Consider the following 14,218-nt stretch of genomic DNA (forward strand, 5'->3'; position numbering starts at 1 on the left):
GACGACGGCATCCCGGGCGAACCCGACGGGACGATTCCACCCGAACAGGGCGCCCGGGTCCCGGTATTGGTCCATTCGGCGGCGTGTCCCGCCGGACCTCCCCGGGGGCCTCAGCCCTGCGGCATGCCCTGCTGGGCGAGCGCGCCGATCACCGCGGCGCCGCGGGTCACGCGGTCCTGGACGGTGCCCAGCTCGGAGAGCGAGAGCGGCATGTTGCCGACCATGCGGCCGTCGCCGGTGACGGTGTTGCCGTCCCCGGACATCTCCCGGTAGACGGTGGCGAGCTTCGGATCGACCTGCGCGGGGGCCTGCGCCTGCGGGGCCAGGGGGGCCTGCGGGGCGTCGGCCGCGGCGGTGCCGGCGGCGACGCCGGTGAGGGCCGCCGCGGCGACCGCGCCGGCGCCGAGGGTACGGATGCGGATCACGTGCTGTCCTTCCAACAGAACAGGGGCTACCGGGGGTTGAGCCGCCCGGGTGGTGCCTTGCCCCCTGTCCAACGCGCCGGAGGCGCCGCGAACACGGGGGGTCCTCCGTTCGCAGCAATCCGCGTCCGCCCGCAGGGCGTGCGCCGTCACCCGTGCGCCCCGCGCCGCGTCACCTTCCCGCCGGCGGTTCGTTGGGGCCACGGACAGCACATTCCGTGCAGGAAGCAGTGGAGGGAGACCCTTATGCGCAGGACCGTCGTGCGGGCGGCCGGCATCGGAGCCGTCGCGGCCGGACTGGTCGGCGCCGCCGCGGGGGCGGCCAACGCCTCGTCCGCGGCCGGCGGTGCGGCCGTCGGTTCGCCGGGGGCGGTGTCCGGCTGGCAGGTGCAGGCCCCGGTGCACGTGCCCGTGAACTTCTGCGGCAACACCATCAATGTGATCGGGCTGCTGAACCCGACGTTCGGGAACGTCTGCGCCAACGGCTGACGCGGCGTCCGACCGCGCTCTCCGGGGCCGGTGCCCCCTCGCCGACGTGCGAGAAGGCACCGGCCCCGTTGCTTTGCGCAATAGGCGCCAGAAGGTTACGCCCCGTCACAAATTTCGGCCGCACGGGTGATCCGGCAGATTCCTGCGGAACCTTTCGGTCGGAACGCAGTTGACCAGTTTGCTCCTGGGTCGCCGGAGCGGAATAGCTCCCGGCGCCCGAAGCTGGGGCAGCAGAAAGTAAACAAAGACGGAGGCAGAGATGCTCAAGAAGTCCCTCGTGGCTGCTGCCGCGGTTGCGGTCGCCGGTATTGCGTTCGCCGCCCCGGCCACCGCCATCGGCAACGCGCACGGCAACGCGACGGCCGCCGGCAACGGCGCGAGCCAGATCTACGGCAACACCAAGACGGGCGGCTACATGAGCCCGCAGATGAGCCTGGTCCAGGGCTCCCTGAACAAGCCCTGCATCGGCCTGCCCGCCAAGGTGGACGCGCAGTCCCTGGTCGGCGTCGTGCCGATCGGCGTCCAGGACATCCCGGTCCTGTCCTCGCCGCAGAACCAGCAGTGCGTCGAGAACTCCACCCAGGCCAAGGGCGACGACGCGCTGTCGCACATCCTGGACAACATCCCGGTCCTGTCCGGGAACGGCACCGGCAACCACTGAGGTTGACCGACCGACGGTCCGGCTCCTGAGCCGGACCGCGGCCGCCCCGCGCGGCCGCCAATGACACAACGAAGGGCCCGGTTGGCCGGCAGCCGGGCCCGCCCCCTCTCTCGGAAAACCGCATTCCTCACTCCCCCCGATTTCGACGCGCCTCGCGGACTCTCCCGCAATCCCGGAACTCGGTGGAATTTCAGTGAACTTCCGGTTTCGTGGCGCGCCTGAGAAACAAAGGAACGAAGCGTCATGATGAAGAAGGCTCTCGCCGCGGTCGCGGTGTCGCTGGTGGCGGGTCTGATGGCGGCCGGTCCGGCCGTCGCGGTCGGCAACTCGACCGGCAACATGACCGCCGACGGCGACGGTGCCAAGCAGGTCTACGGCAACCAGATGACCGGCGGCCACGCCTCCCCGTCCGCCTCGGTGGGCCAGGGCAGCCTCAACAAGCTGTGCGCCGGCGTCCCGCTCAAGGGCGACCTGCAGACGCTGGTGGCCGTGCCGATCCCCGGCGTCGGCGTGGGCGTCCAGGACATCCCGGTGCTCTCCTCGAAGCAGAACTCCCAGTGTGCCTCCGGCTCGTCCCAGACCAAGGGCGACGAGGCCGCCTCGCACCTGCTCAACGACATCTCCGGCATCGCCGGTAACGGCAGCGCCAACCACTGACGGCGCGTCGGCGCCCGGCCCCTGACCCGGCCGCCGACCCCCGGTGGCAGCGAAAACGCCGACGCGGATGCCCGTCGCTCCCGGGCATCCGCGTCGGCGTTCTTGCGTGAACGCGGGCGCGTCCTACGGCTCGACCGGCGCCTTCGGCTCGCCGAAGAGCGAGCTCACCGACTCGCCGTTGTGGATCCGGCGCATCGCCTCGGCGAGCGCCGGGGCCACCGAGATCACCGTGAGCTTGTCGGTGCGCTGCTCCTCGGGCAGCGGCACCGTGTTGGTGCACACGATCTCCTCCACCTCCGGCTGGTCGCCGATCCGCTTCAGCGCGCCGGCGGCGAACAGGCCGTGGGTGCAGGCGACTCGGACGCTGCGGACGTTGCGCTCCCGCAGCCGGTCGAGGAGCTCGATGACGGTGGAGCCCTTGGCGATCTCGTCGTCCAGGATGATGACGTCCTTCCCGTCGACGTCCCCTATCACCGCGCTGATCTCGACCCGGTCGTCGGCGTAGCGCTGCTTGGCGCCGGCGCCGACCGACACCCCGAGCCGCCGGGCGAAGGCCGCGGCCTCCTTGGCGTTGCCCAGGTCGGGGGAGACCACCACGGTGTTGGAGAGATCCAGGTGCGCGAAGTGCCCGGCCAGCTCGCGCAGCGCGTGCAGGTGGTCGACCGGCATCCCGAAGAAGCCGTGCACCTGCGGGGAGTGCAGCGTCATCGCCAGGACGCGGTCGGCGCCCGCGGTCTTGAGCAGGTCGGCGACGAGCCGGCCGCCGATGGAGATCCGCGGGGCGTCCTTCTTGTCCGAGCGGGCGTAGGCGTAGTGCGGCATGACGACGGTGATCCTGGCGGCGGAGGCGCCGCGCGCCGCATCGAGCATGAACATCAGCTCGACCAGGTTCTCCTGAACCGGCGCCACCAGGGGCTGGATGATGAAGACGTCGCGTTCCCGGCAGTTCGCCTGCAGCTGAACCTCGATGCAGTCGTTGGCGAACCGCTGGGTGCGGACCGGGCGCAGGGGCACGCCCAGGTGCGCGCAGATCTCGGCGGCCAACTCGGGGTGGGCGCTGCCGCTGAAGACGGAGATGTCATGCACGGTCGTGCTCCAGACGAAGGAGTGCGGGGGAGGAGAGGTGGGGTCTGGGGACGAAGAGGCGGTTGCGTGGTGGCGAGTACGCCTGAAGAGCCCGTGCACGTGCACCGGGCAGCCACTTCGATGCTACCGGGCGGTGGAATGGCGCCTCACCTCGGCCATCTCCCGTTCACCGGCCGGCGGGCGCCTCCGGGCCGCCGCCGACGAGGCCGTGCTGCCACATCCAGGCGGCTGTCTCCACCCGGTTGCGCAGGCCCAACTTGCCCTGGAGGTTGGCGATGTGGGTCTTCACGGTGGAGAGCGAGAGGAACAGCTCGGCGCCGATCTCCTGGTTGGTGCGGCCGCGGGCGACCAGCTGGGCGACATCCAGCTCCCGGCCGGTGAGATCGGGCACAGCCGCCTGCCGCGAGCGGGGCGCGGGGGCGGCCGCCGCGGCCGCCGCGCGGGCGGCCCGCTCGGCGGCGAGGGCGCGCAGCAGCCGGACGGTGATGGCGGGGGAGACCAGCGCATCGCCGCGGACGGCCGCCCGCACCGACTCCACCAGCATGTGGGGCCCGCTGTCCTTCAGGAGGAAGCCGCAGGCCCCGCCGAGGAGCGCGCCGTAGACGTACTCGTCGAGATCGAAGGTGGTGATCACGACGATCCGCAGCGGATCGGGCACCTCGGGACCGGCCAGCAGCCGGGTGACCTCCAGGCCGTCGAGGCGGGGCATCCGGATGTCGACGAGGCAGACGTCGGGGCGCAGCCGGCGGGCCTCCTCGACGCAGGCCAGGCCGTCGGCGGCGTCGCCGACCACCTCGATGCCCTCGGCGGCGTCGAGGATCATGCTGAATCCGGTGCGGACCATCTCCTGGTCGTCGGCGACCAGGACGCGGATGGGACGGGCGGGGGCGGCGGCGTCGTTCACGGCTCCAGCCTCGCACCCCCGGCGGCGCCCCCGGGCACCGCTCGGCTGCGCAGCGGCAGGCGCGCGGAGACCTGCCAACTGCCGTCCGGCAGCGGGCCCGCGTCGAGCGCGCCGCCCGCGGCCTCGACCCGCTCGCGGAGGCCCACCAGACCGTAGCCGCCCCGGCCGTCGCGCAGCGCCGCGGCGGACCGGCGCGGACCGGCGGCGCCCGGCGCGGCCGCGTTGCGCACCTCCACCAGCAGCCCCTGCGGGCCGGTGGTGACGTCGACCCGGGCGCCGGCGGTGCCGGGGGCGTGCCGGCGGACGTTGGTGAGCGCCTCGACGACCACCCGGTGGGCGGCGCCGGCCGCCTCGGGGCTGAGCGGGGCGGCCCGGGCCGCGGAGGTGATCTCCAGGTCGACGCGGGGGCCGGTGCCGGAGCGCCGGAACGCCTCCACCGCGGCGGCGATCGCCTCGGGGGCGTCGGGGGAGGCCCCCGCCGCCGTGGCGTCGGGGCGGGGGGTGCGCAGGACGGTGACCAGGCGGCGCATCGAGTCGAGCGTCTCCAGGCCGGCCTGCTCGATGGTGTCGAGGATGGGGCCGACCCGCTCGGGCGCGGTGGCGCCGACGGTGCGGGCGGCCTGCGCCTGCACCACGATCCCGGTGATGTGGTGGGCGACGAAGTCGTGCAGGTCGCGGGCGAGTTCGAGGCGCTCGGCGTGCCGGGCCCGCTCCATCAGGGAGTTGCGGCGCTCCTCGACGATCCGCAGGTAGGCGCCGAACCCGGCGGCGGCCAGCGCCACCACCCCGCACAGGAAGGAGAAGGCGAGGCCGCCGACCGAGGGGCCGAAGCGGCGCAGCGGCAGCGCCGCCGTCACCAGCAGCAGGGCGATGGAGAGCAGCAGCGCGGTGCGGGCCGGGGCGACCCGGTGCGCCACCAGGTGCACCGTCAGGACGAGCACCACCAGCTCCAGCACCCCGGGGGAGCCGCGCCAGTCGATCACGGCGCTGAGGGGGTTGGGGCCGTCGGCGGAGAGCGGCTCCGGGAAGCCCAGCGGTGCGGCGCCGACCTGGGAGGCGAGCATCAGCAGGGTGCAGGCGCCCGAGACGAGGACGGCGAGCAGCGCGCGCAGCCGCAGCGGGCCGAGCCGCTCGGCGGTGAGCAGCACCGCGACCGCGGCGCCGCTGAGCAGCTGGGGGGCGAAGCCGTGCTGCTCGGGGCGGTGGATGACGAGCGAGGAGACCGCGTCGAGCACCCAGAGCAGCGCGAGCGCCGCGAGGAACAGCGAGCGGACCGCGGTGCGGACGAACCGGCGTGGGACGGGGAGCGAGGTACTGGCCACGCCACTCAAGGTACGGCTGCGGGTTGACCTCCGGATCGGCCGTTCGGCTGACGAAAAACGGGTATGAACTGGCCGAACGGCCGAGGCGGGGGCCCGGGTGCCGGCGCGATCGTGGGGGGTGGAGGTGATTCGCCATGGTCGATGCGATGACGGTGGTACAGGTCCTGATGTCGGTCGTCGCGGCGGTCCTGCTGCTCGGCGGCGCGCTGGCGCCGCTCGCGGCCGGCCGCCGGTGAGCGGGCGCCGTCCCGCTCGGGCTCCGGCTCGCTCAGGCTCCGGCTCGGGTCGTCCACTCCTGGAGGGCGGTGCGGGTGCTCCGGGTGTCGTAGTGCTCGGCACCGAAGACCTTCTCGCAGTCCTCCAGGAGCGGCACGAACATCTGCCGCGCGCCCTCGGGGTCGCCGGCCTCGCCCGTCCAGCGGGCGTACTGGTGGCGGAACTCCAACGTGGTGCGGTGGCGGTAGCCCAGGCTGGTCTCCGCCTCCTCGACGATGTCCCGGCACAGGTCGCGGGCGCGCGCCGGATCCCCGCGGCGGCCGATCGTCTCGGCCTCCCCGGAGAGGTGCGAGAGCCGCGCGCGGACGGAGCCGGTGCGCCCCGTCGCCCCGGTGACGCCGGTGACGGGCCCGCCGCCGGAGGCCGGCCCCGCGGAGGTCGGTCCGGCCGAGGTCGCGCCCGGCTGCGCGGGGATGCCCGCGGTGGTGCCGGCACCGGCACCGGTGACGGCGGCCGCGGTCCCGGTGGCCGCGCCGAGGCCCGCGGCCTCGGCGAGGGCGGCCATCGCCTCGCCGGCGTCGCCGAGCCGCTCGGCCGGGTCCTTGGCGAGCATCCGCATCACCACGGAGTCCAGCGCGGGCGGCAGGTTGGGCCGCCGCGAACTGGGCGGCACCGGGGCCTCGTTGACGTGCTGGTAGAGCAGTGTGACGGCCTCGGCGTCGGGCGAGGCCACCGGATGGTGGCCGGTGAGCATCCGGTAGAGCAGGCAGCCGACGGAGTACAGGTCGGAGGCGGGCCCGGCGGGCTTGCCGAGGCAGCGCTCGGGCGCCATGTAGAGGAACGTCCCGATGACCATGCCGGTCTGGGTGAGCTGCGAGCTGCCGCCGACGGCGGTGGCGATCCCGAAGTCGAGCACCTTGATGGCGTCCCGGCGCTCGTCGACGACGATGTTCTCCGGCTTGATGTCGCGGTGCACGATGCCGGCGGCGTGCGCGTCGCGCAGCGCGTCGCAGACCTGGCGGGTCCATTCGACGGCGCGCGGCACCGGCGGCAGCCCGTCGTCGTGCAGGACGGCGGAGAGCGAGCGGCCGGGGGCCAGCTCCATCACCAGGAAGAGGACGGTGAGGCCGGTGGCGGGGTCGAGCGCCTGGCCGTAGTCGTGGATGGTGACGATGTGGGGGTTGTTGAGCCCGCCGGCGAGCGTCGCCTCCTGGGCGAAGCGGGCGGCGGCGGTCTCGGCGTCCTCGCCGCCGCCGTGGGTGATCACCTTGATGGCGACGGGGCGGTTGAGGCGGGTGTCGGTGGCCTCCCATACCGCGCCGAAGCCGCCCGCGCCGATGCGGCGCGAGATGCGGTAGCGGTTGTCGAGCATGTCCCCCGGGTTCACGGGCACCTCCCTCTTCCGGTGAAGACGATATAGGGGGGCGGCGGCGTTCCCGGTTTGCGCGGTGGGTTGTTCGCGGCCCGTCCGCTCGTCCGCTCGTCCGCCCCTCCGCCCCTCCGTCCGCCCCTCCGCCCCTCCGTCCGCCCCGCCCGGGCCCGTCAGGCGACGTGGGGGCCGAGGGTGAGGGCGAGGTGCAGGGTGAGGCGGTCGCGGCCGTCGGCGAGGTCGAGGCCGGTGAGCTCCTCGATGCGGTGCAGCCGGTGGTAGAGGGTCTGCCGGTGGACGCGCAGCTCCAGCGCGGCGTCCTTGACGGAGCCGGCCGCGTCCAGGAAGGCGCGGGCGGTGCGGGCCAGGTCCTCGCGCTGCAGCAGCAGGGTCGTGCCCGGGGTGAGCACCGCCTCGGCGAGCCGCGCGTCCGGCGCGCACCACAGCAGCCGCTCCGCGCCCAGCCGCGACCACTCGCGGACCAGCCCCTGGCCGCCGGTGTCCGTCGCCGCCGCCGCGCGCGCCGCGACGCGCGCCCGCAGCCAGCCCTGCCGCACTTCGGCGAGCCCGTGGCAGGGCCCGAAGAGCCCCACCGAGACGCCGGTCGCCGTCGCGCGCCCGTCGCGCGGCAGCCGCTCGGCGACCATCGCCCGCGCCCGGTCGACGGTCGGCATCGCGGTGGAGGCGGTGACGTCCCGGGCGCCGGGCCGCATCGGCACGGCGAGCACGGTGTCCTGGTCGGTGCTGGTGGTGAGGACGGAGCGGGGCAGCCGCCACGGGTTGAGCAGCGGCCCCTGGGCCTCGCCGGCGCCGTCCGCGGCGACCCGCAGCACGGCCACCGCCAGGGTGGTGTCCCGGGCGAGCACGCCGGACTGGTCGATCTCGTCGACGGCGTGCGCACGCACGTCCGACTGAGGGGAGATCAGGTCGTCGAGGCGGAGCCCGAGGTCGGCGCGGGAGCGGGCCTGGCGGGCCATCAGCAGCGCCGCCCGGTCGCAGAGCGGGGCCGCCTGGGCGGCGAGCGCCGGCCCGATCCGCACCGCGTCGTCGAGCAGCCAGAGGTAGCCGAGGGTGACGGCCTTCCAGCGGACGGGGAGGCAGAGCCGGCCGAGCAGGCCCTGCTGCGGGTCGGGCGGGATGCGCACCGGGTGGTCGGCGGCGGCGATGCCGTAGCCCTCGAAGAGCCGCCGCACCTCCTCGGTGGAGCGCTTGGCGAGGATCGACTCCTCGCGGACCCGGTCGAGGGCGGTGCGCCCGCCTGGGCCCTCGTGCGCGGCGTAGGCGACGAGGTGGAAGTCGCGGTCCTCCAGCGTGGCCGGGGCGCCGAGCAGGTCGGCGGCCGCGTCGACGATCTCCTGCAGCTCGTCGGCCATGGTCCCTCCGGTCCGTTGCGCACCGCCGCTCGCCCGTCCGCACAAGCGTCCTTGGTCCCTTCGGGGAAGCCGCCGCGCGGGTGCACCCTGGAGGTGTCATACATATGTATCAGAAGCCGAGGGCATTGATGTGACACCTGACGATCCCCGGGGTTCGGTTCCGGCCCTACGGTGTGCTCGTCATCACCCTGCAAGACGTCCTGTGCACGTGTTCCGTGCTGTTCGGAGGGCCGCCCCGTGTCCCTGCTCAGTTCCGCCCTGCTGACCGCCGCGCGCAGCTCGCGCGCCCGCGGTCTGATCACCGCCGTGCCCGCCACCCGCAAGGTGGTCGAACGGTTCGTCGCCGGGGAGGTCACCGAGGACGGCGTGCGCGCCGTCGAGGAACTCGTCGGCAGCGGCCTCCATGTGACGCTCGACCGGCTCGGCGAGGACACCCTCGACCGCGCCGCGGCCGAGGCCACCCGCGACGGCTACCTGGCCCTCATCGAGACGCTCGCCGACCGCGGCCTGGCGTCGGGCAACGAGGTGTCGGTGAAGCTCTCCGCCTGCGGCCAGGCGCTCGGCGCGGACGGCGAGAAGATCGCCCGCGAGAACGCCCGGGCCATCGCCGAGGCCGCCAAGGCCGCCGGGATGCTGATGACCCTCGACATGGAGGACCACACCACCATCGACTCCACCCTGGGGATCCTGCGCGAGCTGCGCGAGGACTTCCCGTGGCTCGGTGCGGTGCTGCAGTCCGCGCTGTACCGCACGGAGGACGACTGCCGGGCGCTGGCCCACGAGGGCTCCCGCATCCGGCTGGTCAAGGGCGCCTACAAGGAGCCCGACACCGTCGCCCACCAGGCCAAGTCCGAGGTGGACAAGGCGTATGTGCGCTGCCTGCGGATCCTGATGGCGGGCCGCGGCCGCCCGATGGTGGGCAGCCACGACCTGCGCATGATCCGCATCGCCGAGAGCCTGGCCCGGGAGAACGGCCGCTCCGCCGACTCCTACGAGTTCCAGATGCTCTACGGGATCCGCGCCTTCGAGCAGCGCCGCCTCGCCGAGTCCGGAGCCACCGTGCGCGTCTATGTCCCCTATGGTGACGATTGGTACGGATACTTCATGCGGCGCCTCGCCGAGCGCCCCGCCAACCTCGCGTTCTTCGCGCGCTCGCTGCTGTCGCGCTGAACCGACCCACCGTCACCATCCCGTCCAGAACCCAAGCGAGAGGCAGGCCGACGCCGTGCAGTCCGTAACCCAGGTTCCCGAGCCGGTCAACGAGCCGTTCCACGCCTACGCCCCGGGCAGCCCCGAGCGGGCCCGCCTGGAGGCCGAGCTGAAGCGGCAGTCGGGCCAGGGCCCGGTCGAGCTGACCATGACCATCGGCGGCGAGAAGCGGATGGGCGGCGGCTCCCGCATCGACGTCGTCATGCCGCACCGGCACGCCGCGGTGCTGGGCACCATGGGCAACGCGACGCAGGCCGACGCGAAGGACGCCATCGACGCCGCGCTCAAGGCCGCCCCGGCCTGGCGCGCGATGTCCTTCGACGACCGCGCGGCGATCCTGCTGCGCGCCGCGGACCTGCTCTCCGGCCCCTGGCGGGAGAAGATGAACGCCGCCACCATGCTGGGCCAGTCCAAGACCCCGCAGCAGGCGGAGATCGAGACGCCCGCCGAGCTCTGCGACTTCTGGCGGTTCAACGTCCACTACGCCCGGCAGATCCTCGAGGACCAGCCGATCTCGGTGCCCGGCGTGTGGAACCGGATGGAGTACCGCCCGCTGGAGGGCTTCGTCTACGCCATCACCCCGTTCAACTTCACCGCGATCGCCGGCAACCTGCCGACCGCGCCCGCGCTGATGGGCAACGTGGCGATCTGGAAGCCCTCGCCGACCCAGACCTACGCCGCCTGGCTGCTCATGGAGCTGCTGGAGGAGGCGGGCATGCCCAAGGGCGTCATCAACCTGGTGACCGGCGACGGCAAGGACGTCTCCGAGGTCGCGCTGGCCCACCCGGACCTGGCCGGCATCCACTTCACCGGCTCCACCGCCACCTTCCAGCACCTGTGGAAGACCGTCGGCGAGAACATCGCCGGGTACAAGACCTACCCGCGGCTGGTCGGCGAGACCGGCGGCAAGGACTTCATCGTCGCCCACCCCTCCGCCGACCCGGCGGTGCTCAAGACCGCGATGGTGCGCGGCGCCTTCGAGTACCAGGGCCAGAAGTGCTCGGCGGCCTCCCGCGCCTACGTCCCCCGCTCGGTCTGGGAGCAGATCAAGGACGACTTCAAGGCCGAGGTCGACGGCATCAAGGTGGGCGACGTCAGCGACTTCTCCACCTTCATGGGCGCGCTGATCGACGACCGCTCCTTCGCCAAGAACAAGGCGGCGATCGACCGGGCCCAGGGCGACCCGACGATCGAGGTGCTGGCCGGCGGGACCTACGACGACTCGGTGGGCTACTTCGTCCGCCCGACCGTGCTGGTCTGCTCCGACCCCGCCAACGAGGTGTTCAGCACCGAGTACTTCGGCCCGATCCTCGCCGTGCACGTCTACGAGGACGACGCCTACGAGGCGACGCTCGCCCAGATGGAGTCGGCGGCGCCCTACGGCCTGACCGGCGCGATCATCGCCCGGGACCGGGAGGCCGTCGCGCACGCCGCCGAGGTGCTGCGCTTCGCGGCCGGCAACTTCTACATCAACGACAAGCCGACCGGCGCCGTCGTCGGGCAGCAGCCGTTCGGCGGCTCGCGGGCCTCGGGCACCAACGACAAGGCCGGCTCCAAGCAGAACCTGCTGCGCTGGGTCTCCCCGCGGGCCATCAAGGAGACGCTGGTGGCGGCGACCGACTACCGCTACCCCTACATGGGCTGACGGCTGGGCCGACCCCCTCGGCCCCGGGTCCCCCCGAGATCTAGTGAAAACTTTCACGAAGTCCGGGGGGACCTTCGTCTTCGGTGAAGGTGCAGCTCAACGCGGGTGGATCGGCGTCCGGAGGGGTCCTGTTGCCCCGGACGGCCGTCCGCTTCGGGCCGTTCGCCGCTGAACGATGCATACATCAAGGCGTGCAATGGAGACAGCAGACCGGTAACGCCGGAACCTTCTCCACGCGAGGGGCACGCGCCATGACCCGCAGCACCGCAGAGACCGAGGTCGACCTCCTCACCGCCGACGCCCTCACCGCGCTGAAGGCCTACGAGGAGTTCACCCAGGAGGACGTCGACCGGATCGTCCGCAAGGCCGCCCTGGCCGCGCTGCACCGCCACGGGGAACTCGCCGACCTCGCCGTCGAGGAGACCGGTCGCGGCGTCTTCGAGGACAAGGCCGTCAAGAACCTCTTCGCCTGCGAGCACGTCACCCACTCGATGGCCGGCCTGAAGACGGTCGGCGTCGTCGGCCGCGACGAGACCAACGGCATCACCGAGATCGCCGAACCGGTCGGCGTGGTCTGCGCGATGACCCCGGTCACCAACCCCACGTCCACCACGATCTTCAAGGCGCTGATCGCCCTGAAGACCCGAAACCCCATCGTCTTCGCCTTCCACCCCGGCGCCCAGGCCTCCTCCGCCGAGGCCGCCCGCACCGTCCGGGACGCGGCCGTCGCCGCCGGGGCGCCGGATGCCTGCGTGCAGTGGATCGAGCACCCCTCGATGGCCGCCACCAGCGCCCTGATGCACCACGAGGCGGTCTCCACCATCCTCGCCACCGGCGGCAACGCCATGGTCAAGGCGGCCTACTCGTGCGGCAAGCCGGCCCTCGGCGTCGGCGCCGGCAACGTCCCCGCCTACATCACCAAGAGCGCCAAGCTCGGCCGGGCCGTCAACGACATCGTGCTCTCCAAGGCCTTCGACAACGGCATGATCTGCGCCAGCGAGCAGGCCGCGATCATCGACACCGAGGTCTACGAGCCCGCGATGGCCGAGTTCGCCAAGCTCCACGCGCACCGGGCCACCCCGCAGGAGAAGGCCAAGCTGGAGGAGCTCCTCTTCGGCACCACCGCGGGCGGCGAGAACTGCGCCGGGGCGAAGCTCAACCCCGACGTCGTCGGCAAGTCGCCGCAGTGGATCGCCCGACAGGCCGGCTTCACCGTCCCCGAGGACACCTCCATCCTGCTCGCCGAGGTCTCCGGCGTCGGCCCGCACGAGCCGCTCACCCGCGAGAAGCTCTGCCCCGTGCTCGCCGTGATGAGCGCCGAGAGCACCGAGCAGGGCCTGGGACGCGCCGCCGCCATGGTGGAGTTCGACGGACTCGGCCACAGCGCCGCCGTCCACACCGAGGACGACGCCCTCGCCGAGGAGTTCGGCAGGCGCGTCAAGGCGATCCGAGTGATCGTCAACTCGCCCTCCACCTTCGGCGGCATCGGCGACGTCTACAACGCCTTCCCGCCCTCCCTCACCCTGGGCTGCGGCTCCTACGGCGGCAACTCCGTCGCCGGCAACGTCACCGCCGGCAACCTGCTGAACATCAAGCGGATCGGCCGGCGCACCACCAACATGCAGTGGTTCAAGGTGCCGCCGCGCATCTACTTCGAGAAGAACGCGCTGAAGTACCTCGCCGAGATGGACGGCATCCGCCGCGCCACCATCGTCACCGACAGGACCATGGGCCGGCTCGGCTTCGTCGCCCGCGCCACCGCGCTGCTCAACGCCCGCCGCGAGCCCGTCGCCGTGCAGATCATCGACGACGTGGAGCCCAACCCGGAGCTGGCCACCGTGGAGCGCGGCGCCGCCGCGATGCGGGACTTCGCACCGGACACCATCATCGCGCTGGGCGGCGGCTCCGCGATGGACGCCGCGAAGGTCATGTGGCTGATGTACGAGCACCCCGAGGTCGCCTTCGAGGACACCCGGGAGAAGTTCCTCGACATCCGCAAGCGCGCCTTCGCCTTCCCGCCGCTGGGCGAGAAGGCGAAGATGGTCGCCGTCCCCACCACCTCCGGAACCGGCTCCGAGGTCACCCCCTTCGCCGTCATCTCCGACCCGGAGGCGGCCCGGAAGTACCCGCTCGCCGACTACGCGCTCACCCCGGACGTGGCCATCGTCGACCCGGCGCTGCCGATGGACCTGCCGGCCGCCGTCACCGCCGACTCCGGCTTCGACGCCCTCACCCACGCCACCGAGGCCTATGTCTCCGTCTACGCCAACGACTACACCGACGGGCTCTGCCTCCAGGCCATCAAGCTGATCTTCGAGAACCTGGAGGCCTGCGTCACCGAGGGCGCCGCCGCCCCGGCCGCCCGGGAGAAGATGCACAACGCCTCCACGGTCGCCGGGATGGCGTTCGCCAACGCCTTCCTCGGCCTCGTGCACGCCATGGCCCACACCCTGGGCAACACCTTCCACCTCGCCCACGGCCGCACCAACGCCCTGCTGCTGCCGCACGTCGTCCGCTACAACGGGCAGATCCCCACCAAGCTCACCGGCTGGCCCAAGTACGAGACCTACCGGGCCCACGAGCGGTTCCAGGAGATCGCCAAGATGCTGGGGCTGCCGGCCGCCACCCCCGAGGAGGGCGTGGAGTCCTACGCGTGCGCCGTGGAGCGGCTGCGCGACCGGTGCGGCATCCCGGCCTCCTTCGCCGAGGCCGGCGTCGCCGAGAAGGCCTTCCTCGACGCACTGCCCCGGCAGGCCGACAACGCCCACGCCGACCAGTGCGCCCCCGCCAACCCGCGCATGCCGATGCGCGAGGACATGAAGCGGATCATGCGCAACGCCTACTACGGGAACGCGGCCTGACGGC

12 protein-coding genes are annotated in these 14,218 nt (G+C 72.9%); 6 read left to right on the top strand and 6 right to left on the bottom strand.

Going from position 1 to position 14,218, the window contains the following annotated elements; genetic code table 11:
- Positions 1–110: 110 nt before the first annotated feature.
- Entirely contained in the window at positions 111–425 is a 315-nt protein-coding gene (locus tag BIV57_RS12740) for a hypothetical protein (RefSeq protein ID WP_071656872.1), read from the bottom strand.
- A 243-nt stretch (positions 426–668) separates the two neighbouring features.
- Here BIV57_RS12740 and BIV57_RS12745 point away from each other — a divergent pair, with 243 nt between their 5' ends.
- The 3 genes from BIV57_RS12745 to BIV57_RS12755 all read left to right on the top strand — a co-directional run bounded on the left by BIV57_RS12745 (position 669) and on the right by BIV57_RS12755 (position 2,229).
- Positions 669–911: a chaplin gene (locus tag BIV57_RS12745; RefSeq protein ID WP_071656873.1), complete on the top strand. Its 243-nt coding sequence runs from the start codon at positions 669–671 to the stop codon at positions 909–911.
- Positions 912–1,170: 259 nt separating this feature from the next.
- Complete coding sequence (locus BIV57_RS12750) at positions 1,171–1,572, top strand: rodlin (RefSeq protein ID WP_071656874.1); 402 nt, start codon at positions 1,171–1,173, stop codon at positions 1,570–1,572.
- 243 nt (positions 1,573–1,815) lie between these two features.
- Positions 1,816–2,229 (top strand): rodlin, encoded by a 414-nt coding sequence (locus BIV57_RS12755; RefSeq protein WP_071656875.1) that lies wholly within the window; start codon positions 1,816–1,818, stop codon positions 2,227–2,229.
- Positions 2,230–2,352: 123 nt separating this feature from the next.
- Here the strand turns inward: BIV57_RS12755 and BIV57_RS12760 are convergent, their stop codons facing one another.
- The 5 genes from BIV57_RS12760 to BIV57_RS26560 form a co-directional block, all read right to left on the bottom strand.
- Positions 2,353–3,315, bottom strand: coding sequence for a ribose-phosphate diphosphokinase (locus BIV57_RS12760; protein ID WP_071656876.1), 963 nt, complete (start codon positions 3,313–3,315; stop codon positions 2,353–2,355).
- Positions 3,316–3,481: 166 nt separating this feature from the next.
- A complete protein-coding gene (locus BIV57_RS12765; protein ID WP_071656877.1) occupies positions 3,482–4,219 on the bottom strand; it encodes a response regulator in 738 nt (245 codons plus the stop codon).
- Entirely contained in the window at positions 4,216–5,541 is a 1,326-nt protein-coding gene (locus BIV57_RS12770) for a sensor histidine kinase (RefSeq protein ID WP_071656878.1), read from the bottom strand. Before BIV57_RS12770 ends, BIV57_RS12765 begins: the two co-directional genes overlap by 4 nt.
- 268 nt (positions 5,542–5,809) lie before the next feature.
- Positions 5,810–7,144 carry a serine/threonine-protein kinase gene (locus BIV57_RS12775; protein ID WP_071656879.1) on the bottom strand — a complete coding sequence of 445 codons (1,335 nt, stop codon included), beginning with the start codon at positions 7,142–7,144 and terminating at the stop codon, positions 5,810–5,812.
- Positions 7,145–7,299: 155 nt separating this feature from the next.
- The gene (locus BIV57_RS26560; RefSeq protein WP_071656880.1) at positions 7,300–8,499 is read right to left on the bottom strand and encodes a PucR family transcriptional regulator; all 1,200 of its coding nucleotides are present in this window, start codon (positions 8,497–8,499) and stop codon (positions 7,300–7,302) included.
- A 243-nt stretch (positions 8,500–8,742) separates the two neighbouring features.
- Between BIV57_RS26560 and BIV57_RS12785 the strand changes: the two genes are divergently transcribed.
- The 3 genes from BIV57_RS12785 (at position 8,743) to adhE (ending at position 14,214) form a co-directional block, all read left to right on the top strand.
- Entirely contained in the window at positions 8,743–9,669 is a 927-nt protein-coding gene (locus BIV57_RS12785; protein WP_071656918.1) for a proline dehydrogenase family protein, read from the top strand.
- Positions 9,670–9,724: 55 nt separating this feature from the next.
- Positions 9,725–11,353, top strand: a complete 1,629-nt coding sequence (gene pruA, locus BIV57_RS12790) for an L-glutamate gamma-semialdehyde dehydrogenase (protein WP_071656881.1) — start codon at positions 9,725–9,727, stop codon at positions 11,351–11,353.
- Positions 11,354–11,604: 251 nt separating this feature from the next.
- Entirely contained in the window at positions 11,605–14,214 is a 2,610-nt protein-coding gene (gene adhE, locus BIV57_RS12795; protein WP_071656882.1) for a bifunctional acetaldehyde-CoA/alcohol dehydrogenase, read from the top strand.
- Positions 14,215–14,218 lie beyond the last annotated feature (4 nt).

The organism is Mangrovactinospora gilvigrisea (assembly GCF_001879105.1).
In the GTDB taxonomy this organism is placed as follows: domain Bacteria; phylum Actinomycetota; class Actinomycetes; order Streptomycetales; family Streptomycetaceae; genus Mangrovactinospora; species Mangrovactinospora gilvigrisea.

Bases quoted from the DNA above. Each gene is read 5' to 3' on its own strand.
- BIV57_RS12745 (WP_071656873.1), top strand. From the start codon at position 669: ATGCGCAGGACCGTCGTGCGGGCGGCCGGCATCGGAGCCGTCGCGGCC.
- BIV57_RS12750 (WP_071656874.1), top strand. From the start codon at position 1,171: ATGCTCAAGAAGTCCCTCGTGGCTGCTGCCGCGGTTGCGGTCGCCGGT.
- BIV57_RS12755 (WP_071656875.1), top strand. From the start codon at position 1,816: ATGATGAAGAAGGCTCTCGCCGCGGTCGCGGTGTCGCTGGTGGCGGGT.
- BIV57_RS26560 (WP_071656880.1), bottom strand. From the start codon at position 8,499: ATGGCCGACGAGCTGCAGGAGATCGTCGACGCGGCCGCCGACCTGCTC.
- adhE (WP_071656882.1), top strand. From the start codon at position 11,605: ATGACCCGCAGCACCGCAGAGACCGAGGTCGACCTCCTCACCGCCGAC.